This is a genomic window from Variovorax sp. R-27 (assembly GCF_049913215.1).
Lineage (GTDB): Bacteria > Pseudomonadota > Gammaproteobacteria > Burkholderiales > Burkholderiaceae_C > Variovorax.
On record NZ_CP183984.1, the window covers coordinates 5749743 to 5770977 of the forward strand.

Consider the following 21235-nt stretch of genomic DNA (forward strand, 5'->3'; position numbering starts at 1 on the left):
GGGACATTCGCACGCACCCCGGAGAACAGCAAGCTCAAGTCGCCGCATACCTCCCAGGCTTGTGGTTGATCCAGAGAAAGAGCCCCATCACCACCGCAGCCAGCACCGACCACCCCACACGCTGCGGTGGAATCACGAACAACGCGAGCAACACCACCGTGCAGTCGATCCCGATCTGCACCTTGCCAGCCGGCCACCCGCGCTTTTCCTGCAGGTACAGCGTCAACACCGTCGCACCACCCAGGCTCGCGCGGTGGCGGGCGAGGAACAGACAGCCAGTGCCCAGCAGCAAGCCACCGAGCACGGCCGCAAAAGCCGGGTGCAGTGAATCGATCGACAGGTAGCGCGGCGCCCAGTCGGTCATCAGCGAGAGCAACGCAATGGCCGAGAAAGTCTTGATCGTGAACGCCCGCCCCATATGGCGCCATGCGAACCAGTAGAACGGCAGGTTGACCAGGAAGAACAGCTTTCCAAAGCTCACGCCAGTTGCGTAGTGCAACAGAAACGCGACGCCGGCCGTGCCGCCCGTGAGCAAGCCCGCCTGGCCGAACAGCATCATGGCAATGGCAACGAACAAGGTGCCCGAAAAGATCGCCTGCGCGTCATCGAAACGGGAATGGCGCAGCCATTCCGGTGGGGTGGTGGGAGGTGGCGCATCCATGGCAGACGTGACGCAAATCCCGCGCCACCCCTAGCCGGACTCACACCAGATGGGTGGCCAGCAGCTCCCGGGCCCGGGTCACGAACGCCGTTTCGCCCCTGCGACCGGGCAAGAACTCGAAGGCGACACGCGGCAGCGCCGGCAGCCCGTGGGGGGTGGCCAGCCGCGCCACGCCATCGCTGATGGCCGATTCGTTGAGGCAGGCCACGCCCAGCCCGGCGGCCAGCGCCGATTGCAGCCCCGCCACGCCCGAGGCCACGTGCGCCAGCGCGTAGGGCACCCGCCGGCGCCGCAGCAGCGCCACGGTGAACTGGTGCAGCGAACAGGTGTCCGGCAAGGCCAGCAGCCGCACCGGCTCGCCACGCACGAGCCGCATGCCCGCCGCGCCCAGCCACACCAGCGATTCGCGCCGGATCACCGACGCCCGGGGTTGCGCGGCGGAAACGCCGGCGATGTTCATCGCCACTCCCACATCGAAATCTCCCCGCGCATATGCAGCGCGCAGATCGTCGCTCTTCAGGATGGTGACGTGCAGCCGCACTTGCGGATAACTCTCGCCGAGCCGCCCCAGCAGGCGCGTCAGGTCCCCGGGCCGGAAGTAGTCGGTGACGGCGAGGCGCAGCTCGCCCTGCAGCGTCTCGCCATGCAGGTCACGAAACGCCTCGTCGCTCAGCGACAGGATGCGCCGCGCATAGCCCAGCAGCCGCACGCCCGCCTCGGTGGGTGAAACGCCCGCCTTGCTGCGGGTGAGCAGCGACTGCCCGGCCCGCTCTTCCAGCTTGCGGATCTGCTCGCTGACCGACGACTGCGAAAGAAAGACGCGCGGCGCGGCGGCCGTCAGGCTGCCTGCGTCGACGACCGCCGCCAGCGTGCGCAGCTGCTCCAGATCAAAGCCTTGCATGACTCACTCATCCGTTAATCCGATGGAATCCATCATATCTTCCCGCTTTTCCGATTGATAGGGAGTTCCCACAATCACCCCATCGACCACTCATTCACCCAGGAGTCCACCATGCCCCACATCGTCGTCCACCTCTCCGGCCAACCCGACGCCGCCCTCACCCGCAAGACCGTCGACACGGTCGCCGAGCTCACCCAGAGCGTGCTCGGCAAGCAATTGCCGGTGATCGCCATCACTGTGCAGTACATCGCCGCCGACGCCTGGTTCATAGGCGGCCAGACGCTGGCCTCGCTGGGCAAGTCGGCCTTCCACCTCGACATCAGCATCACCGACGAGACCAACACCAAGGCCGAGAAGGCGCGCTACCTGCGCGAGGTGCACGCGGCCATGGCGAAGATCCGGCCGGACTTGCACGAGGTGTCTTACATCCACGTGATCGACGCGCGCGGCGCGGCCTACGGCTACGGCGGCAAGACGCAGGAGTACCGCCACCAGCAGGCCGGCGTCTGAGTCGTTGAAGCATCTCCGGGGGCATGGCACCATGCCGCCATGCCCTCCGGAAAACCGCTCGCCGACAGCCTCGGCAACCCGCTCACCCTCGACGACCCCACCAGCCTGCCGCTGGTCGACGACTTCGTCATGGGGTTCATCTCGACAGAGGCTCGCGCCGTCAACCTGATCGCCGTGGCCGGCACCGATGCGAGCCCCATCGTGCAGGCCTACTGCGCCACGCTGCACCTGTTCGCCGAATCGCGCGAGGCCGTGGCCAACGCCCGGCCATTTCTCGACAAGGCCCGCGCCGGCGCCGCACGCGCCACGCCGCGCGAGCAGCGCTACATCGCGGCCATCGAGGCCTGGGCCGAGGGCGACATTGCCCGCGCGATCGCACTGCATGCGGAGCAGGCCCGCGAACATCCGCGCGACCTGGTGTCGGTCAAGCTCGGCCAGTACCACTGCTTCAACACCGGCGACTGCCCGGGCATGCTCAAGCTCGCGCTGGCAGTGCTGCCGCACGCGGCCGACGTGCCCTACGTGCACGGCATGGCGGCCTTCGGCTACGAGCAGTGCCACCTGATGCGCGAGGCCGAGGCGAGCGCACGCCGCGCCATCGCCATGTGCCGCAAGGAGCCGTGGGCGCACCATGCGCTGGCGCACGTGATGCTCACCGAGGGCCGGCTCGCCGAAGGGCTGGCGTTCATGCAGAGCGTGAGCGACACCTGGACCGGCCTCAACTCGTTCATGGTCACGCACAACTGGTGGCACATGGCGCTGTTCCTCATCGACCTGGGTCGCGATGCCGAAGCGCTCGCGGTGTACGACGAGCATGCCTGGGGCGTGGTGAAGGACTACTCGCAAGACCAGATCGGCGCCGTCTCGCTGCTCGCACGGCTGGAGCTCGCGGGCATCGACGTGGGCAGGCGCTGGGAGGACGTGGCCGGCTACCTGCGGCAGCGCCAGGCCGACCACGTGCTGCCCTTTCTCGACCTGCAGTACCTCTACGGCCTGGCGCGCGCCGGGCGCCCCGAGGCGGAGGTTCTGCTGTGCAACATAGTGGCCTTCGCGCCGAACGCGCCGGCATCGACGCGCGCGGCATGGCAGCGCGTGTGCGTGCCGGCCGCGCACGGACTGGTGGCGCATGCGCGCAGCGATCTCGCGGCAGCCATCGAAGGGCTCGGCACTGCCCTGCCGCGCATGATCGAGATCGGCGGCAGCCACGCGCAGCGCGACCTGTTCGAGCAGGTGTATCTCGATGCGCTGGTGCGCAGCGGTACGGAGGCTTCGCTGTCCGCTGCCCAGGGCATCCTCCAGCAACAGCTCAATGGCCAGCCCGAGTCGCTGCGCCTGCGCCGGCAGACGGCGGCGGTGTACGAGCGCCTCGGCCTCGGGCAGCTTGCGACGCACGCCTGAGCGCATCTGCGAGCACCGCCCGGCAGCCCATGCCTTCAGGTCATGGGGCATGGTGCAAAAGGAATTGGCGATGACCCGGAGGCGGCTCCTAAACTGGCCGCTCCCTATCGACAAGAAGCCTTCAAGGCCCCATCGCCCATGCGCAAGTCTCTCGTCACGCTGGCCGTTCTCTCGGCCCTCGCACCCTTCGCACCCACCCTGCATGCCGCCGAGGGAACGCCCGTCGCGCTCGACCTGCTGCTGCGCGGCGGAACCGTCTACACGGGCGACTCCGACACGCCGGTGGTGGGCGATGTCGGCATCGCGGGCGACCGCATCGTGTTCGCGGGCAAGGCGGCGCCAGCGCAGTTCACGGCAAGGCGCGTCATCGACGCCACGGGCATGGTGGTGGCGCCGGGCTTCATCGACGCCCACACGCATGCGGATGCCGACCTGCACTCGAACGATCCGAAGAAGCGGCTGAACATCCCGTTCATCACGCAGGGCGTGACCACCGCGGTAATCGGCAACGACGGCTTCGGCGGCTTCGACATCGCGGCGCAGGCGCAGAAGCTGCGTGCCGCGCCGGTGGGCACCAACGTGGCCATGTACGTGGGCTTCGGCCCGGTGCGCATGAGCGAGCTGGGCGAAGCCAACCGGGCACCGACGCCCGAGCAGCTCGAGGCAATGAAGAAGCGCGTGAGCCAGGGCATGTGCGAAGGCGCGCTTGGCCTTTCGACCGGGCTCTTCTACACGCCGCAGAACTTCTCGAAAACCGAGGAGGTCATCGAGCTCGCGAAGGTGGCGGCGCGGCACGGCGGCCTGTACGACAGCCACATCCGCGACGAGTCCATGTACAACATCGGCCTCAAGGGCTCCATCGACGAGGCGATCCGCATCGGCCACGAGGCGAAGCTGCCGGTGCATGTGGCGCACATCAAGGCGCTGGGCGTCGACGTGCAGGGCCAGAGCGGCGACATCATCAAGCGCATCGAGAAGGAACGCGCGGGCGGGCTGGACATCACGGCCGACCACTATCCGTGGACCGCGTCGAGCACGCGTTTCTCGGCCGCGCTGCTGCCGCCCTGGGCCAACGAGGGTGGCCGTGTGGCGACGCTGCAGCGCTTCGACGACGCCTCGCAGCAGGAGCGCCTGCGCAAGGACATGCGCGAGAACCTGCGGCTGCGCGGCGGCCCCGAGGCCATCCTGTTCTCGGCCGGCAGCACGAAGTACGTGGGCAAGACTCTGGCCGACGTGGCCAAGGCATCGAGCGCCGATCCGGTGGAAGCCGCCATCGCGGTGCTGCGCGACGGCGACCTGATGATCGCCTCGTTCAACCAGAGCGACGACGACGTGCGCGCCTTCATGAAGCGGCCGTGGGTCATGACCTCGTCCGACTCGTCGCTGGGCCATCCGCGCGCCTACGGCACCTTCGCGCGCAAGTACGACCAGTACGTGGTGAAGGAGCACACGATCTCGCTGGCGCAGTTCATCCGCAGCAGCTCGTCGCTCACGGCCGACACGCTGGGGCTGAAGCAGCGCGGGCACCTGCGCCCGGGCTACTACGCCGACGTGGTGGTGTTCGATCCGGCGCGCTATGCGGCGAAAGCCACCTACACGCAGCCGACGCTGCTGTCGGAAGGCGTGAGCACGGTGCTGGTGAACGGGCAGCTCGCCGTCGACGGCGGCAAGCCCACAGGCGTTGGCGCCGGCCAGCCGCTGCTGCGCACGCCGAAGGCGGGCAGCTGCGGCTGAGGCCGAGGGCCCTTCCTCAATCCTTGTTCTTCAGGTGCCGCGTCTGGTCGTAGGTCGGCTGCGGCGGCAGGTCGGCCAGGTGTCGCGTGTCGGCCCACTCGACGATCTCGATGTCGTCGGGCCGGGCCGCGTCGACGATGCGGATGCGGTTGAAGCCCGCATTGGGAATGTCGCTCTGGCGCGGCCCGCTCAGGCTCAGGCCCCTTGCAGTGCGCCACACCATGTCGAGCACGCCGCCGTGGGTGACGACGATCAGGTGCTGCCCCTTGTGCGCGGCGGCGATGCTGCCCAGCGCCGCGATGATGCGCGTGTGGAACTCGCGCGCCGTCTCGCCCTCGGGCATGGCATGGTCCTCGCGAAACTCCAGCCACTCTTCCCAGGCGCGCGGATGCAGGCTCTGGATTTCGTCGGAGCGCATGCCCTCGACCACGCCGAAGAACTGCTCGCGCAGCCCCGCAGAAGTGACCACCGGCAGCGACAGCTGCGACGCCGCGGGCGCTGCGGTCTGCTGCGCCCGCATGAGGTCGCTGCTGATGATGTGTTGCACTACCGTCTCGCCGGCCAGCCGCAGGCCGAGGCGGCGGGCCTGCTCGTGGCCGATGTCGTTGAGCGGAACATCGGCGTGCCCCTGAAAGCGCAGTTCGCGGTTCCAGGCGGTTTCGCCGTGGCGGATGAGGATCAGGTCGGTGGTGGTGTCGGGCTTGGGCGTTGGCATTGACGCCCATTTTCCACCGTGCGCGTGACGCTCGGGCTTTTGTGGCCCGCAAGCTGTTGCTCGACCGCCACCGCGCCTAGAGCCGTACCGGCGACGGCGTGAGCAACGCCAGCACCCACGCGATGATGAAGCCACCGACGATGGCGCAGACCACCACCACTGCGGTGTACGCAATGGCCTTGTCGGGTGGGCACTTCATAAGCACCGGCAGGCCGGTGTAGAGCAGGTACACGCCGTACAGTGCTGCCAGCGCACCAAGGACCGACAGCGAAGGCAGCAGGCTGAAGATGCCGCCAACGAAGGCCGCGGTGCTGGCATAGGCCGACAGCTTGAGCGCGCCGATCTGGCTCCTGGTGCCCTCGAAGGTCGGCGCCATTGCGTCGATGATGAGTGCGAGCACGAACACCATCACCAGCGACAGCACGTAGCCCACGACCATGTTCGCGAGCCCCGAGACGATCGGCACGCGAAAGCTCACACCGAAGGCGCCGATGCCGATCAGCGACAGGCCGATGAAGCTCGCCACCGCCGGGATCAGCGCGAGGATCATCACGTAGTTCTTGTAGAGCGAAGCAGCGTCGGCCGGCTCCGCGTCGATCTCCGGCCATGTGGCCTTGGGCTTGAGCAGGATGGATTGCGCGCGTTCAACCAGGTTCATTGAGAGTCCTCGGCATGGGTCTCAAAAGTATGCCGAGGTCGCTTCCGGATGACTGCTGGCCAGGAAGCCTATGCCATGCGCCATGCCGCGACGCTGGCTGCCGCATTCGCGCAAAATCCGTCTCCATGCCCAATCTCATCCTGCTACCCGGCCTCGCCTGCGACGAGCGCATCTGGGAAGCCCAATTGCCCGCCCTTCCCTCCGCCTTCGGCGCCCGCGTGAGCGACGTCCAGCGGCACAACGACACCATCGAGGGCATGGCCGCAGCCGTGCTGCGCGACAACGAGGGGCCGCTGATTCTTTGCGGCGCCTCGATGGGCGGCATGGTCGCCATGGAGGCGGCCCGCCAGGCGCCCGGGCGCATTGCCGGGCTCGCGCTGCTCGGCACCAGCGCACGGCCCGAGACGCCCGACATGTTCACGCTGCGCGAGGGCGCCATCGAATACTTCGAGCGAGGCGAAGTGCGCGACGTGATCGAGCCGAACGTCTACTTCGCCTTTCACCCCACGCAGGCGGCCGACCCGGTGATGGTTCAGCGCTACCTCGACATCGTGCTGGGCGCGGGCGCCGAGCAGCTCATCCGCCAGAACCGCGCGGTGATGCGGCGGCCCGATGCGCGGCTGCACCTCGCGTCGCTGCGCGCGCCGGTGCTGCTGGTGTGCGGCGACGAAGACCGGCTCGCGCCGCCCGAGTGCACGAGCGAGATGGCGGCGCTGCTGCCGCAGGCGCAAGTCGTGTGGGTGCCCGAATGCGGCCACATGCTGACGATGGAAAAGCCCGAGCTCGTCAACGCCGCGCTCAACGGCTGGCTGGCGAAGCACTTCCCGGCTGCCGCCTGAACGCGCTGGCCGGCCGCCTCAGTGCAGCTGGCCGCCGGTTTCGGCAACGTCGCGCTTCACCGCGAGCGCGGTCGTCACGGCGATACGCAAGGCCTTGACCATCGTTTCAAGCGACATGCTCGGCGCACCCGGAAAGCGCGCTGCCTGCTCCGGCAGGTAGGGAATATGGATGAAGCCGCCGCGCTGCCCCAGCACCGGATGCGTCGCGATGCGGTGCATCAGGCCATAGAAGATATGGTTGCAGACGAAGGTGCCCGCGCTGTTCGACACCGAGGCCGGCACACCGGCCGCGCGCAGGTCACGCACCATGGCCTTGATCGGCAGCGTCGAGAAGTACGCGGCGGGAGCCCCCGGCACCACGGGCACGTCGATGGGCTCGCGGCCCTTGTTGTCGGCCGTGCGGGCATCGTCGATGTTGATGGCGATGCGCTCCGGCGTGAACTCCGCACGCCCGCCGGCCTGGCCGATGCACAGCACCAGCTGCGGCTGGAGCTCGTCCATCGCGCGGACGAGCGCATCGATGGCATCGCCGAAGACGCAGGGCACCTGGCGTGCATGCACTGTCGCGCGACCGCTCTTCCAGCCGTCGAGCGCATGCACCGCTTCCCATGACGGATTGATCGCCTCCTGCTCGAAAGGATCGAATCCGGTCAGCAGGACGTTGATGGGCTTTGCTGCCACGGCACGGCCCGTTGCGTGTTCAGGTTGTCCGTCAGGCCATCGCCTGGACGGCAATGCCTTCCTGCTGCAGCCGCTCGCGGATGCGGCGCGCAAAGGCCAGTGCGTGGGCGCCGTCGCCATGCAGGCACACGGTCTGCGCATTGACGGGCACGACGCTGCCGTCGATGGCGGTCACTCGGTGGTCGCGCACCAGCGAGAGCGTTTGCGCGATCGACTGCTCTTCGCTCTCGATCAGCGCGCCAGGCTGGCTGCGCGGCACGAGGCTGCCGTCGGGCATGTAGCCGCGGTCGGCGAACACCTCTTCGACCGGCGCGAGGCCGGCGCGACGGGCCGCGTCGATCATGTTGCTGCCCGCTAGGCCGAAGAACTTGAGCGAAGGGTCGAAGCGGCGCACCGCCTCGCACAGCGCGTCCGCCAGCTCGGGCTCCTTCACGGCCTGGTTGTAGAGCTGGCCATGCGCCTTCACGTGCGAGAGCTTGCCGCCCTCGGCCTTCACGATGGCCGCCAGCGCGCCCACCTGGTAGAGCACGTTGGCCACGATCTCGTCGGGCGGCAGGTGCATGGTGCTGCGGCCGAAGTTCTCGCGGTCCGGAAAGCTGGGATGCGCGCCGATGGCCACGCCGTTCTGTATCGCCCAGCGCACGCACTGCTGCATGGTCTTGGCGTCGCCCGCGTGCCAGCCGCAAGCGATGTTGGCGGAGCTGACGAGTGCGAGCAGGGCTTCGTCGCTGCCGGCGCCTTCGCCGAGGTCGGCATTGAGGTCGATTTGCATGGTGGGGCTTCCTTTTCCGCGAGTTCCGCGGAGTCTATGCCGGGCTCGGCCAGCCTGCAGCAGCCAGCCCTTGCGCCACCTGCGACAGGTAGCGCTGCTGGTCGGCCCATGCGGCCAGCGCCTGCGGCTGGTCGACCTGCACGAGGCGCAGCCTGCCGTTGAGCGGCGCCTGCGCAAGCTTCCAGAGATCGGCGCGAATGACCACGCCGATGCGCGGATAGCCGCCGGTGGTCTGCGCGTCGCCCATCAGGATGATCGGCTGGCCCGAGGGCGGCACCTGGATCGTGCCGGGGATCACGCCCGACGAGAGCATGTCGCCGCCGCGCTTGCGCTTGAGCTCGGCGCCCGCGAGCCGGCTGCCCATGCGGTTGCTCTGCGGCGTGATGCGCCAGCGCTCGCCCCACAGTTGCTCGCGCGCGGCCAGCGTGAACAGTTCGAACTCGGGGCCGGGCAGCACGCGCAGGGCGATGGCGCCGTCGTCTTCGTTGGGGCCCCAATCGGGACCGCGCAGGCCGAAGGCTCGGCGTTCGCGCTGCGCTGCGTTCAGCGGCGAAGTACCCGTCGGCAGCCGGTCGCCCTTGCGCAGCGCACGGCCTTCGTGCCCACCGAAGCCGGCCTTGAGGTCGGTGCTGCGCGAGCCGAGGATCTGCGGCACGTCGATGCCGCCCGCCACCGCCAGCCAGCTGCGCAGGCCGACCTTCTTCACGCCGGGTGCATTGGCGCCCGCGAGCCTGAGCGTCTGGCCGGCCACGACCGGCACGCTCCAGCAGGGCCACAGCGGCACGCCATCGAGGCTGGCACTGAAGTCGTCGCCGGTGAGGGCGATGCGCGTGTCGGCTTCGAACTGCAGCTCGCAGCCGCCCATCGTGAGTTCGAGGCCCGCCGCGCCATCGGCGTTGCCCACGAGCCGGTTGGCCAGCGTGAGCGCCAGCACGTCGAGCGCACCGCCCGGGCAGATGCCGAGCTGCCGATGGCCGTGCCGGCCCAGGTCCTGCACCGACGCGAGCACGCCGGGTTTGCGGATGACGATCATGTCTGCACGCTCTCTGCGACGAAGCGCACGCGGTCACCGGGACGCAAGAGCGTCGGCGATTCGGCCGTGGGGTCGAACAGCTCGAGCGAGGTGCGGCCGATCAGCTGCCAGCCGCCCGGCGACACCAGCGGGTAGATGCCGGTCTGCTCGCCTCCGATGCCGACCGAGCGCGCGGGCACCGCCGTGCGCGGCTCGGCGCGGCGGGGCGTGGCGAGTTCGGGCGGCAGGCCGCCCATGAAGGCGAAGCCCGGCAGGAAGCCCAGCAGGTAGACGATGTATTCACCGGCGCTGTGGCGCCGCACCACCTCGGCCGGCGTGAGGCCGGTGTGGGCGGCGACATCGGCCAGGTCCGGCCCGTGCTCGCCGCCGTAGGCCACCGGAATCTCGACCAGCCGGCCCGCCACGCCACCAGTCGGCAGCTTCGGCCATGCCTCGAGAACGTACGCAGTGAGCGCGTCGAGGTCGATCGCGGTCGGGTCGAAAGTGAGCGTGAGGTTGTTCATGCCCGGCAGCGTTTCGCCGACGCCGGGCCATTGCCGGGCGCGCTCCGCAAGGGCCCAGATGCGCTGCTGCTGCGCCAGCGTGGCCGGCGCGGGCAACTCGCAGAGCAGCGCTGCATCGCCCAGAAGATGCAGTCGGGGCGGCGGGGTGCCGCTCATCGCGGCTTATTCACGGCCGAGGCTGCGGACTTTGGCCGCCAGCTGCTGCTCCACGTTGGGAGAGACGAACTTGTGGACCTCGCCGCCGAGCATGGCGATCTCGCGCACGAAGGTGCTGGAGATGAACTGGTACTTGTCGCTGGGGGTCAGGAACACGGTCTCGACATCGGGCATCAGCGAGCGGTTCATGCCCGCGAGCTGGAACTCGTAGTCGAAGTCGGTCACGGCGCGCAGGCCGCGCACCATGGCCTTGCCGCCGCGCGCGACGACAAAGTCGCGCAGCAGGCCCGAGAAGCTCTCGACGGTGACCTGGTCGCTGTAAGGCTTGACGGCCTCGCGGGCCATGTCCATGCGCTCTGACAGCGTGAACAGCGCCTTCTTGTGGTGGCCCGCCGCGACGGCGACGATCACCTTGGAGAAGAGCTGGGTGGCACGGCGCACCACGTCCTCGTGGCCGAGGGTGATGGGGTCGAATGTGCCGGGGTAAACCGCGATGACGTTGCTGGCCATGGTTGCTTCTTCCTCATGCTGCCGGTGCGGCTTGTTCGGCGGATTATGCAGTCCCCTCGGCAGCCGGCCGCAACAGATGGGCGTGCACTGCGCCGGCCTTCAGGTAACGGAAACCGACAAGGCCGAAGGCGGCCAGTTCTTCATCGCTCCAGCGGCGCGGTGCTTCGAGGTACACCGAGCCGCCCGCACGCAGCGCACGCACGGCGGCGCGCAGGGCCGGTTCGTAGAGGGCTGTGCTGTCGAAGGGCGGGTCGAGGAACACGGCGTCGAGGCTGCCGGCCGGCGCGCGTTCGAGCGCCGTGACGCCGTTGCCGCGCTCGATGCGCACAGCCTCGGCGCTCAGCTTGGTCTTGGCGGCCTGGAGTTGCGCGACCAGCGCGGCGTCCTGCTCGCACAGCAGCACGTTCGCCGCGCCGCGCGAGGCGGCCTCGAAGCCGAGCGCTCCGGTGCCCGCGAAGGCGTCGACGCACTGCCATCCCGGCAGTTCGCCGCCACCGGCGCCGGCCAGGCTCGCGAGCCAGTTGAACAGGGTTTCGCGTACGCGGTCGGGTGTGGGGCGCAGGCCGGGTTTGTCGGCCACGGCGAGGCGGGTGCGCTTCCATTCGCCGCCGATGATGCGCACCTCGCTGGGCTTCGACGGGCGCTTGGGCTTGGGTGCTGCGGGACGGGAGGCGGGGGCGGCTTTCTGGGGCATGCGGCGAGCTTAACGCCGCCCGCATGCCCGCTTTCAGAGCCCTGCAAGCGCTCGCTGTGCCAGCATGGCAGCCAGCAGAAGCATGGTGCCGCCAATGAGCGCATCGAGCATCTGCCAGGCGCGCGGCCGCGCGAACACCGGCGCAAGCAGCCGCGCGCCGAAGCCCAGCGAGGTGAACCACAGCGCGCTCGCCGTGGCGGCGCCCGCCACGAACCAGACTTTGAGCAGCCCCGCGTACTGCGCGCCCGCGCTGCCCACGAGCAGCACCGTGTCGAGGTAGACGTGCGGATTCAGCAGCGTGAAGCCGGCCGCCTGCGCCACCACGGCCACGCGCGACAGCGAAACGCCCTGCGCCGTGGTCTGCAGCGCGGCGGGCTGCCGCGAGCGCCACAGCGCCTTGAGCCCGTAGCCGCAGAGAAAGGCCGCACCGAGCCCCGCGAGCACGGTGGCCAACATCGGCCGCCCCTGCAGCGCCTGCGCCATGCCGGCGACACCCGCGCCGATCAGCACCGCGTCGCTGGCCGCGCAGAACAGCACCACCGCGCCCACGTGTTCCCGGCGCAATCCCTGGCGCAGCACATAGGCGTTCTGCGCGCCGATGGCGACGATGAGGACCAGGCTCATGAAGAGCCCGTTGGCGAAGGCAGTGGTGACGTGTACGGCTTGCATGCTTCGAGGATGCCGCCCGCGCAGGATTAATTCAAACTAAACTTTCTTAATCTGATTCAGTTTTACTTCATCACCATGCTCGACTACGCCGCCCTGAACGCCCTTGCCGCCGTCGTACGCGAGGGCAGCTTCGAACGCGCCGCCCGCGCGCTGCACGTCACGCCCTCTGCGGTGTCGCAGCGCATCAGGCAGCTCGAAGAGCGCACCGGCGGCGCGCTGCTGGTGCGCGGCCAGCCCTGCGTCGCAACGGAAGCGGGGCTCCAGCTGTGCCGGCACGTCGAGCGCGTGGGCATGCTGGAGCACGAGCTGCGCGAGGCCCTGCCCGCCCTCGGCATGGGCGGCGACGAAGCGGGCGGCGAGCGCGTCACGGTGCGGGTGGCCGTCAACGCAGACAGCCTCGCAACCTGGTTCGTGGCCGCCGCCGCAGCCTTCGCCACGCAGGAACAGGCTGCGCTGCTCGACCTCACGGTGGACGACCAGGACCATACGGCCGAGCGGCTGCGCAGCGGCGCGGTGTTCGCGGCGGTCACCGCGCTGGCGCAACCGGTGGCGGGGTGCAACAGCGAAGCGCTGGGCACGATGCACTACGTGGCGGCCGCGAGCCCCGCGTTCGTGCGTGAACACTTCTCCAAGGGCGTGGGCGCCCGCACGCTGGCGGACGCCCCGAGCCTGGTGTTCGACCGCAAGGACCGGCTGCAGACGCGCTGGGTACGGCGCATCTGCCACCGCAATGTCGAGACGCCGCGGCACTGGATCCCTTCGCCCAACGCATTCGTCGAGGCGGCGTGCGCAGGCATGGGCTGGGGCATGCATCCGGCCAGCATGGTGGCCGGTGCAATCAAAGACGGCAGGCTGGTGGAGCTGGTGCCCGGCTCGACGCTGCCGGTGCCGCTCTACTGGCAGCAGGCGCGGGCGGCGCCGCGGCTGCTCGAACGGCTTGGGGCGGCGGTGCGGGCTGCCGCCAGCAGCGGCCCGCACGCCCTGGTGGTGTGACTGCCGGTCAGGGCTGCGCCTTGGCGGTCGTCTTGGCTTCCTTGCCGCCCACCACCACCGTCACCATGCGCTCGGGCTGCAGCTTGCGCTGGAAGGCCGCCTTGACGTCGGCCGCCGTAACCGCGTTCATGCGCGCGGTCCAGGTGTCGAGGTAATCCAGCGGCAGGTCGTGCCAGGCGATGTTGGCAACGTTGCCGATCAGCTTGCGGTTGCTGTCCAGCAGCAACGGAAAGCCGCCGATCAGGTTGTCCTTCGCGGCCTTCAGTTCGCTGGCGGTCGGGCCTTCGGCCACGAACTTCGCGAGCACTTCGCGCGACATCTTCACCGCCTCTTCGGCCTGGTCGGGCCGGGTCTGGAAGCCGACGCGGAAGGCACCCGCCTCAAGCCCCGGCGCGAAGCCGCTGTAGATGCTGTAGGTCAGGCCGCGCTTCTCGCGCACCTCGTTCATCAGGCGCGAGACGAAGCCGCCGCCGCCGAGCACGTAGTTGCCGAGCGTGAGCGCGAAGTGGTCCGGGTCCTTGCGTGGATAGCCGGGCTGGCCGATGAAGACGTGGGCCTGCGCCGAGTCGAAGGAAATGCGCTCGTCCTTCGGCGCGGTGAGCGCGGCCACTGGTGCAACGGCAGGCAGCGGCGTGCAAGCCTCGGGGCCGGGCAGGCGCGACAGCAGCGTGGTCGCGATCGTCTCGGCCTCGGCACGCGTCACGGCGCCCACGATGCTGAGCTTGGCGCGGCACGGCACGATCAGCTGCTGGTAGCGCTGGCGCATGGCGGCGGTGTCGATGCGCGCGAGCGTTTCTTCCGTCACCTCCTGGCCGTAGGGGTGCACGCCGTACACGGCTTGCGCGAAGGCGCGGCCCGCAACGGTCGCGGGCTTGGTGTTGGCCTCCTTGATGGCCGCGTTGATGCGTTCGCGCTCGCGCAGCCACACGTCGTCGGGAAATGCCGGCTCGCCGATCTCGCGCGATGCCAGCGCCACCGCCTTGTTCAGCAACGCCGGATCGGACAGCGTGCGCAGCGAGTAGCTGGTGCGATCGGTGCCGGCGCTCACGTCGAAGCTGGCGCCCAGATCGGCCCAGGCTTCGCCCAGGGCGTTCTGGTCGAGCGCCGGTTCGCCGCTCTTGCCGGCGCGCACGCCCTTCTCGACCATGGTCGCGGTGGTGCTGGCCAGGCCAGCCTGCGGTGCGGGGTCGCGGCGGCTGCCGGCGTCGAAGTCGATCTGCACGTCGACGATCGGCAGCGCGTTGGTCGACACGAGGTAGATTTTTGCGCCGTTGGCCAGCGTCCACTGCTGGATGGGCAGCGCGGCCTGCGCGCTGGTGATGCCCACGATGGCGGTGACGCCCGCGAGCAGGGCGCACTGGGCGATCTTCTTGAGAGTTTTCATGGAACGGGACCTGTCTTTCAGCGCATTTCGCCTGCGGGCGCCGCGAAGCCGCGGCCACGGGGCTTGGCTTCGGGCGGCAGGGGGCGCAGCGTGGCGACCGTGAGCTGGTCGTCACCGAAGTACTTGGCGGCCACGGCCTGCACCTGGGCGGCCGTGACGGATTGCAGCCGGGCGACGATGCGCTCGCTGGCGTCGAGCGGCAGGCCCTGGACCCAGTTGCTGCCGAGTTCGCGCGCCTGCGCCATCACCGAGTCGCGCTTGTAGGTTTCGCTCGCCACCCACTGGGTCTTGACGCGGGCCAGTTCGGCTTCGCCCACGCCGTCTTTGGCGACGCGCGCCAGTTGGGCGCGCAGCGCGGCCTCGACCACCTCGGCGCTCTTGCCGGCGGCTGGTACGCCGTCGAGCACGAAGAGCTGCGGGCCGCGGCCCATGAAGCCTGAATAGGCACCGGCCGAATCGGCGACGCGATCGGGCCCCTGGGTGAGTGCGCGGTCGAGCCGCGCGCCGGCATAGCCGTCGAGCACGGCGGACAGCACCACCAGCGCCCAGGCGTCGCTGTTCGCGTCGTCGATGCTGGCGAGCTGCGGCACGCGGAAGGCCAGCGACACATACGCCTGCTCGGCCGGCGCCTTCAGTTCGATGCGGCGGATGCCACGCTGCGTCGGCTCGGTGCGCGGCTTGCGCGCAGGCACGGCACTCGACGGGATGCGGCCGTAATACTTCTCGGCCATGGCGCGCACCTGGGCCACGTCGACATCGCCGGCCACCACGAGCACGGCGTTGGCGGGCACGTACCAGCGCTTGAAGAAGGCGCGTGCGTCCTCGGGCGTCATCGCGTCGAGGTCGCTCATCCAGCCGACCACGGGGCGGTGGTAGGGCGAGGCGGTGAAGACGGCGGCGTTCTGCTGTTCGCCGAGCAGCGCGCGCGGCTGGTCTTCGGTGCGCAGGCGGCGTTCTTCCTTGACCACCTCGATCTCGCGCTTGAACTCGTCGTCAGGCCACTGGTTGTTAGCGAAGCGGTCCGATTCAAGCTTCATCACCTGTTCGAGGCTGCCGACCGGAATCTGCTGGTAGTAGCCGGTGTAGTCGCGGGTGGTGAAGGCGTTTTCCTGGCCGCCGAGGGCTGCCACGCGGCGCGAGAACTCGCCGGGCTTGATGTCCTTGGTGCCCTTGAACATCATGTGTTCGAGCGCATGTGCCACACCGGAGGTGCCGTCGACTTCGTCGATGGAGCCGACACGGACCCAGACCATCTGCACCGCCGTGGGCGAGCGCCGGTCTGGCTGGACGATCAGCGTCATGCCGTTGGCAAGCGTGAATTGCTGGGGGCCGGGCGCCGCGGCTGCGGCGGCGGAAGGTTGGGTAGTCTGGGCCTGCGCAGGCATGGCCCATGGCGCCAGAAGCGCCATCGCCAGCACCGCACCAGACGCAGCACGGCGTGGCGGGAGGTGTTTCATAGAATGGGTCGGATTGTAAAAAGCTCCTGATGTTCAGTTTCTTCAAGAAAAAACCGCCTGCCGAAACCCCCGATACGCCGGCGCCCACCCCGCCGGCCGCACCGGCGCCTGCCCCCGAAGCCGCGCCGGCGCGCTCGGTGTTCTCGCCTTCGAGCTGGTTCGGCTCGAAGCCGGCGGCCGAAGAAACGCCGGCTCCTGCTGCGCCACCAGCACCAGCGCCCTCCCCGGCGCCAGCGCCTGTCGCAACTCCAGTAGCGGCACCCGCGCCAGCCCGCGTATTCGTTCCACCGCCTGTTCCGACCCCAGCTCCCGCGCCGGTTCCTGCACCCGCCGCCGAAATCGCCGTCGCCACCGAGCGCAAGGGCTGGTTCGACAAGCTCAAGACCGGCCTGCGCAAGACCGGCACCGGCATCCAGGCCGTATTCGTCAACGCGCAGATCGACGACGCGCTTTACGAAGAACTCGAATCCGCCCTGCTGATGGCCGACACCGGCGTCAAGGCGACCGAATACCTGCTTGACGACCTTCGCGGCCGCGTCAAGCGCCAGATGGCCACCGACGCAGCGCAGGTCAAGGTTTTGCTGGCCGAGGCCGTGGCCGACCTGCTCAAGCCGCTCGAGAAGCCGCTGGTCATCGGCCAGTTCACACCCACCGTGATCATGGTGGCCGGCGTCAACGGCGCGGGCAAGACCACCTCCATCGGCAAGCTCACCAAGCATCTGGCCACCGAAGGCGCCTCGGTGCTGCTGGCCGCGGCCGACACCTTCCGCGCCGCGGCACGCGAGCAGCTGCTGGTCTGGGCCGACCGCAACACGGTCGAGATCGTGAGCAACGAGGGCGGCGATCCGTCGGCCGTGAGCTTCGATGCGGTGAACGCCGGCAAGGCGCGCGGCAAAGACGTGGTGCTGGTCGACACCGCCGGCCGCCTGCCGACGCAGCTGCACCTGATGGACGAGCTGAAGAAGATCAAGCGCGTTGTCACCAAGGCCGACGCCACGGCGCCGCACGAGGTGCTGCTGGTGATCGACGGCAACACCGGCCAGAACGCGCTCGCGCAGGTCAAGGCCTTCGACGAGACGCTGGGCCTCACCGGCCTGATCGTGACCAAGCTCGACGGCACGGCCAAGGGCGGCGTGCTGTGCGCCATTGCGCGCGAACGGCCGATTCCGGTCTATTTCATCGGCGTGGGCGAGAAGCTCGAAGACCTCGAAACCTTCAACGCCCGCGAATTCGCGCAGGCGCTGCTCGGATAAAAAAAACGGCCCCGGCTTGCGCCGGGACCGCTTCGCTTTTTCTCCCTCTCCCCTTTTCCTTCTCTTGCGGGAACGCAATGCAGCGAAGGTAGTGCACGCAGCGAATGCTCGCCAGTGCCGAAAGTCATGGGCTCATCTGGCAACGGCAACTTCGGCCATCGCCTGCAACAGCGAATCGGCCACGACCGGCTTGAACAGCACCGGCACCTGCGACTCGCGAACCCGCTGCAGCCGGTCGGGCGAGGTCTCGCCGGTGATGAGCAGCAGCGGCGTCGTCACGCCCTGGCCCTGGCTGAGCCGCAGGCCCGCATCGAGCCCGTCGGCGCCGTCGGCCAGCCGGTAGTCGCACAGCAACAGATCGAAGGGGCGGCCCTCGCCGCTCGCCTGCCGCAGGGCAGCGGCAGCGCCGGCCTCGTCCGCCACCGCATGGGCGTCGATTGCGTGGGAGCGCAGCAGGCCCATCATGGCTTCGCGGATTTCCAGTTCATCGTCTAGCAGCAGCACGCGCCCGGGCAACACTGGCGCCGGACCGCGGCGCTGCCCGGTGGCAGCGTCGGTCGTGGCGGCCGGCGCCAGCGCCCCGATCAGCTCGCGCGCCGCCGCACTGACAGCCGGCACCACCACGCGAAAGTGCGTACCCCGCCCCAGCCGCGAATGCATCTGCACCGGATGCCCGAGCAGCCGCGACAGCCGCTGCACGATCGACAGCCCGATGCCGAGCCCCCGCGAGCGGTCGCGGCCCGGATTGTTGATCTGATAGAACTCCTCGAAGATCCGGCCCGACTGCTCGGGCGCAATGCCGATGCCACTGTCGCGCACCTCGATCCACACCGCGTCGCCGCGCTCGCGCGCCATCACCGTCACGCCGCCGCGGGCCGTGTACTTGAGGGCGTTGTCGATCAGGTTGGACAGCATGCGGTGCAGCAGCTGCGGGTCGCTGTGCACCCACAGGCCGCTGGCGCGCACGCGCAACTGCAGTTGCTTCTGCTCGGCGCGCGCCGCGAAGGTGTGGTTGAGGGGCAGGAACAGCGCGTCGAGCTGCACCGGCTGCGGCGCGGGCGTGATCACGCCAGCGTCGAGGCGCGACACGTCGAGCATGGTGTCGAGCGAGGCGCCCAGCGCGTTCACCGCGCGCATCAGGCGCTCGGCGTTGCGGCCCTCGGGGCGGTCGCGCAGTTCATTCTCCAGCGCGGCGCCGAACAGCGCGATGGCATGCAGCGGCTGGCGCAGGTCGTGGCTGGCGGTGCCCAGGAAGCGGGTTTTTTCTTCGCTCGCGCGCTCGGTGGCGGCAATCTGCTCGCCGAGCCGCGCGGCGAGCGCCTCGTTCTCGAAGCGCAGCATGAGCGACGCGGTCAGCAGCTTGTGCTGGCCGACGCCCGCGTGCAGCGTCAGCAGCAGGTAGGCCGCGCCGGCTGCCGCCAGGAACAGGTGCAGCCCGTCGCCCTGCCACGCCAGCGCGGTGATCATGCCCAGCGACATCGGCATCGTGTAGCCGAAGAGCGCCGGCTTCAGCGGCCAGAGCGACTGCGCCGCCCGCGCGCAACTGCCGACGATCACGGCCATCAGCAGCGAGGTCATCGGCAGGTTGTCGTGCGGCACGATGAGCCACGGCACCACCGCCGTGACCATGCTCACCAGCGTGACCATGCGCGAAATCTTGCGCGCCCAGTACGCGCTTTCACGCACGGGCCGGGACGGATTCCAGCGCGGCGTGAAGAACACGTAGATGTCGGCCATCAGCAGCCCGGCCAGCCAGAACAGCAGGCTCGGGTCTTTCAGCTGCGAATAGATGATGCTGCCGAACACCACCACGAAGGCCATGTGCGTCAGCGTCGAGACGCCGTAGGTGCTGTAGACCGAGGCAACGTGCTCCCGCAGCACCCGCTGGCCGAGTGCGTGGTCGGCGGAGGGGTCGTTCGACGCGTCGGGCTGCACGCTCAATGCAGGGTGCTGATCAACTGGGCGCGCGAGCGCATGCCGAACAGCAGCAGGATGGTCGAGACATGGTTCTTCACCGTGCCTTCGCTCAGGTTCGCGAGCTGCGCGATTTCCTTGTTCGCCTTGCCTTCGAGCACCCATTGCAGCACCTGCATCTGCCGCGGCGTGAGTTCCTGCCAGGCGCTGGCGTGGGCGAACTCGGCATAGCCGGTGAGCGATTTGGGCACGGCCGGTGGCGGCACCTCCGCCGCGCCGGGATCGAGCAGGCCGCAGGCGCGGATGAAGCTCACCACTTCCTTCAGGTCGGCCGACTTCGGCAGGAAGGCGGCGGCGCCCAGCGCGAGCACGCCCTGCGCCAGCGTGCTGTTGCCAGTGCCCGAGAGCACTACGATCCGCGCGGCGGGAAAGCGCAGCCGGAACTCGGCCACGCCGCTCAGGCCGTGCGTGTCGGGCAGGGCCAGATCGAGCAGCACGAGGCCGATGGAAGCCTGGTGGGTTTCGTACAGCGCGAGCGCGTCGGCGACGTTGGCGGCCTCGAAGACTTCGATGTTCGCGCCGGACGGGGTGGCCTGCGCCTGGACCAGCGCGCAGACACCCAGGCGCAGCAGGTCGTGGTCGTCCACAACCAGGATCGCCCTGGGCGTGCGGGTGGGCGCGCCAGTCTCCGCGGCCGGTGACAGAGGTGCGGGTGGGGAGTCGAAGGATGCCACGCGCCGATCTTAGCGATGTAACCTTCTGGTGACAGTGCATAAAGTCATGGCAGCCGCCGTGGCTGTAGTGCTTTATGCTACTTTTTTGATAGCAATTTCGCATCGCATGTGCGCTTGCCATCGGGCTTCTCTGTGGGCACCATCGAAAGTCTCGCCGCACCGAACGGCGCCCACGGAGACTTGTCATGACGCACACCGCAGCCGCCCCCCTTGAATCGACCGACCGCAAGGTCGACCGCCTGCTCGCTCACTATGAAGAGAGCCACCGCAACCCGACCAACGAGCTGATCCATTTCGTGGCCATCCCGGCCATCATGCTGAGCATCGTCGGGCTGCTGTTCGCGCTCCATCCCTGGGTAGCCTACGGTTTCGTGGCCGCCAGCCTCGTCTACTACGCCCTGCTGCGCGCCCCGGCCTTCCTGCTGACCATGCTCGCGCTGACCGCCCTGGCCCTGGCGCTGGTGCATGCGATGGGCGGACTTGTATTGCCGATTTCAGCCGCTATCTTTGTGGTGGCCTGGATCTTTCAGTTCGTGGGCCACAAGATCGAAGGCAAGAAGCCTTCGTTCTTCGAAGACATCCAATATCTGTGGGTCGGCCCTCTGTTCGTGCTGTCCAAGCTTTTCCTAAAGCTGGGCGTGCGCTGGTAGCTGTAGGTTTCAATTCATAGCGGAACTGCTATCCCTTTGAAATCAACGGCATATGCCGCAATCACTCATTGGGATTGGAACTCGTGTTTCGCTAATGATGGAATTCTTTGCGATTTGCATCATTAATTTTGGAATTTTCCATCCGCGTCAACTCTACTTTTTCCGGTAGGTTAGCTGCAGTTCCTGAATACCATAGAAAGGCCTCTAGGAGATTCAACTTCACAGTCGACAAACTTCTCCCAAGTCTTCGCCGGCCACTGGCAAACGAGGTTGGCGACCTTGCTAGTCCTTCGTCCGGTCAAGCCGCATCCGAGCAGGCACCGAGCGAGCCATCTCTGCTGGATCTTCTACGCGGGCCTCCCGACACGGAAGGCATTAAATTCGACCCATCGCCCATACAGATCTGGCTTCGGCCA

Annotated in this window: 22 protein-coding genes; 7 read left to right on the forward strand and 15 right to left on the reverse strand. The window is 68.6% G+C overall.

What is annotated here, in order from left to right:
- Positions 1-34 precede the first annotated feature (34 nt).
- A complete protein-coding gene (locus ACN9MV_RS26985) occupies positions 35-661 on the reverse strand; it encodes a YitT family protein (protein ID WP_093059890.1) in 627 nt (208 codons plus the stop codon).
- 40 nt (positions 662-701) lie between these two features.
- Positions 702-1562, reverse strand: coding sequence for a LysR family transcriptional regulator (locus ACN9MV_RS26990; protein ID WP_093059892.1), 861 nt, complete (start codon positions 1560-1562; stop codon positions 702-704).
- 111 nt (positions 1563-1673) lie between these two features.
- Here ACN9MV_RS26990 and ACN9MV_RS26995 point away from each other — a divergent pair, with 111 nt between their 5' ends.
- The 3 genes from ACN9MV_RS26995 (at position 1674) to ACN9MV_RS27005 (ending at position 5204) form a co-directional block, all read left to right on the forward strand.
- A complete protein-coding gene (locus ACN9MV_RS26995) occupies positions 1674-2072 on the forward strand; it encodes a tautomerase family protein (RefSeq protein ID WP_093059894.1) in 399 nt (132 codons plus the stop codon).
- Between the two features lie 39 nt (positions 2073-2111).
- Entirely contained in the window at positions 2112-3470 is a 1359-nt protein-coding gene (locus tag ACN9MV_RS27000; protein WP_426390289.1) for a tetratricopeptide repeat protein, read from the forward strand.
- A 138-nt stretch (positions 3471-3608) separates the two neighbouring features.
- On the forward strand, positions 3609-5204 hold the full coding sequence (locus ACN9MV_RS27005; protein WP_426390291.1) for an N-acyl-D-amino-acid deacylase family protein: 1596 nt from the start codon (positions 3609-3611) through the stop codon (positions 5202-5204).
- 16 nt (positions 5205-5220) lie between these two features.
- Here the strand turns inward: ACN9MV_RS27005 and ACN9MV_RS27010 are convergent, their stop codons facing one another.
- Both ACN9MV_RS27010 and ACN9MV_RS27015 read right to left on the reverse strand, forming a co-directional pair.
- On the reverse strand, positions 5221-5919 hold the full coding sequence (locus tag ACN9MV_RS27010; protein ID WP_426390293.1) for a histidine phosphatase family protein: 699 nt from the start codon (positions 5917-5919) through the stop codon (positions 5221-5223).
- A gap of 76 nt (positions 5920-5995) precedes the next feature.
- Positions 5996-6577: a Yip1 family protein gene (locus tag ACN9MV_RS27015; protein ID WP_097198082.1), complete on the reverse strand. Its 582-nt coding sequence runs from the start codon at positions 6575-6577 to the stop codon at positions 5996-5998.
- Positions 6578-6702: 125 nt separating this feature from the next.
- Here ACN9MV_RS27015 and ACN9MV_RS27020 point away from each other — a divergent pair, with 125 nt between their 5' ends.
- Complete coding sequence (locus tag ACN9MV_RS27020) at positions 6703-7416, forward strand: alpha/beta fold hydrolase (protein ID WP_426390295.1); 714 nt, start codon at positions 6703-6705, stop codon at positions 7414-7416.
- 18 nt (positions 7417-7434) lie between these two features.
- Here the strand turns inward: ACN9MV_RS27020 and pcp are convergent, their stop codons facing one another.
- The 7 genes from pcp to ACN9MV_RS27055 are packed head-to-tail and all read right to left on the reverse strand — an operon-like array spanning position 7435 to position 12434.
- On the reverse strand, positions 7435-8097 hold the full coding sequence (gene pcp / locus ACN9MV_RS27025; RefSeq protein ID WP_426390297.1) for a pyroglutamyl-peptidase I: 663 nt from the start codon (positions 8095-8097) through the stop codon (positions 7435-7437).
- Positions 8098-8128: 31 nt separating this feature from the next.
- Positions 8129-8869: a 5-oxoprolinase subunit PxpA gene (gene pxpA / locus ACN9MV_RS27030; RefSeq protein ID WP_093059908.1), complete on the reverse strand. Its 741-nt coding sequence runs from the start codon at positions 8867-8869 to the stop codon at positions 8129-8131.
- Between the two features lie 34 nt (positions 8870-8903).
- On the reverse strand, positions 8904-9902 hold the full coding sequence (locus ACN9MV_RS27035; RefSeq protein WP_093079489.1) for a biotin-dependent carboxyltransferase family protein: 999 nt from the start codon (positions 9900-9902) through the stop codon (positions 8904-8906).
- On the reverse strand, positions 9899-10561 hold the full coding sequence (pxpB, locus tag ACN9MV_RS27040) for a 5-oxoprolinase subunit PxpB (protein WP_093079491.1): 663 nt from the start codon (positions 10559-10561) through the stop codon (positions 9899-9901). Before pxpB ends, ACN9MV_RS27035 begins: the two co-directional genes overlap by 4 nt.
- Positions 10562-10567: 6 nt before the next feature.
- Positions 10568-11071 (reverse strand): pantetheine-phosphate adenylyltransferase, encoded by a 504-nt coding sequence (gene coaD / locus ACN9MV_RS27045; RefSeq protein WP_081269908.1) that lies wholly within the window; start codon positions 11069-11071, stop codon positions 10568-10570.
- Between the two features lie 43 nt (positions 11072-11114).
- The gene (locus tag ACN9MV_RS27050; protein ID WP_426390301.1) at positions 11115-11765 is read right to left on the reverse strand and encodes an RsmD family RNA methyltransferase; all 651 of its coding nucleotides are present in this window, start codon (positions 11763-11765) and stop codon (positions 11115-11117) included.
- A gap of 33 nt (positions 11766-11798) precedes the next feature.
- The gene (locus tag ACN9MV_RS27055; RefSeq protein WP_093059916.1) at positions 11799-12434 is read right to left on the reverse strand and encodes a LysE/ArgO family amino acid transporter; all 636 of its coding nucleotides are present in this window, start codon (positions 12432-12434) and stop codon (positions 11799-11801) included.
- Between the two features lie 75 nt (positions 12435-12509).
- Between ACN9MV_RS27055 and ACN9MV_RS27060 the strand changes: the two genes are divergently transcribed.
- Positions 12510-13427: a LysR family transcriptional regulator ArgP gene (locus ACN9MV_RS27060; protein ID WP_093059918.1), complete on the forward strand. Its 918-nt coding sequence runs from the start codon at positions 12510-12512 to the stop codon at positions 13425-13427.
- A 7-nt stretch (positions 13428-13434) separates the two neighbouring features.
- On the opposite strand, the gene ACN9MV_RS27065 is transcribed toward ACN9MV_RS27060, so the two are convergent.
- Both ACN9MV_RS27065 and ACN9MV_RS27070 read right to left on the reverse strand, forming a co-directional pair.
- Positions 13435-14811, reverse strand: coding sequence for a M16 family metallopeptidase (locus ACN9MV_RS27065; protein ID WP_093059920.1), 1377 nt, complete (start codon positions 14809-14811; stop codon positions 13435-13437).
- A gap of 17 nt (positions 14812-14828) precedes the next feature.
- Positions 14829-16220 carry a M16 family metallopeptidase gene (locus ACN9MV_RS27070; protein WP_371127429.1) on the reverse strand — a complete coding sequence of 464 codons (1392 nt, stop codon included), beginning with the start codon at positions 16218-16220 and terminating at the stop codon, positions 14829-14831.
- Positions 16221-16297: 77 nt separating this feature from the next.
- Between ACN9MV_RS27070 and ftsY the strand changes: the two genes are divergently transcribed.
- The gene (gene ftsY, locus ACN9MV_RS27075; protein WP_093079503.1) at positions 16298-17521 is read left to right on the forward strand and encodes a signal recognition particle-docking protein FtsY; all 1224 of its coding nucleotides are present in this window, start codon (positions 16298-16300) and stop codon (positions 17519-17521) included.
- Positions 17522-17653: 132 nt separating this feature from the next.
- On the opposite strand, the gene ACN9MV_RS27080 is transcribed toward ftsY, so the two are convergent.
- A complete protein-coding gene (locus ACN9MV_RS27080) occupies positions 17654-19456 on the reverse strand; it encodes an ATP-binding response regulator (RefSeq protein WP_426393209.1) in 1803 nt (600 codons plus the stop codon).
- 2 nt (positions 19457-19458) lie between these two features.
- Entirely contained in the window at positions 19459-20169 is a 711-nt protein-coding gene (locus tag ACN9MV_RS27085) for a response regulator transcription factor (RefSeq protein ID WP_307616573.1), read from the reverse strand.
- A 185-nt stretch (positions 20170-20354) separates the two neighbouring features.
- On the opposite strand from ACN9MV_RS27085, the gene ACN9MV_RS27090 reads away from it, so the two are divergent.
- The gene (locus ACN9MV_RS27090; protein WP_426390305.1) at positions 20355-20819 is read left to right on the forward strand and encodes a DUF962 domain-containing protein; all 465 of its coding nucleotides are present in this window, start codon (positions 20355-20357) and stop codon (positions 20817-20819) included.
- Positions 20820-21235: the final 416 nt, after the last annotated feature.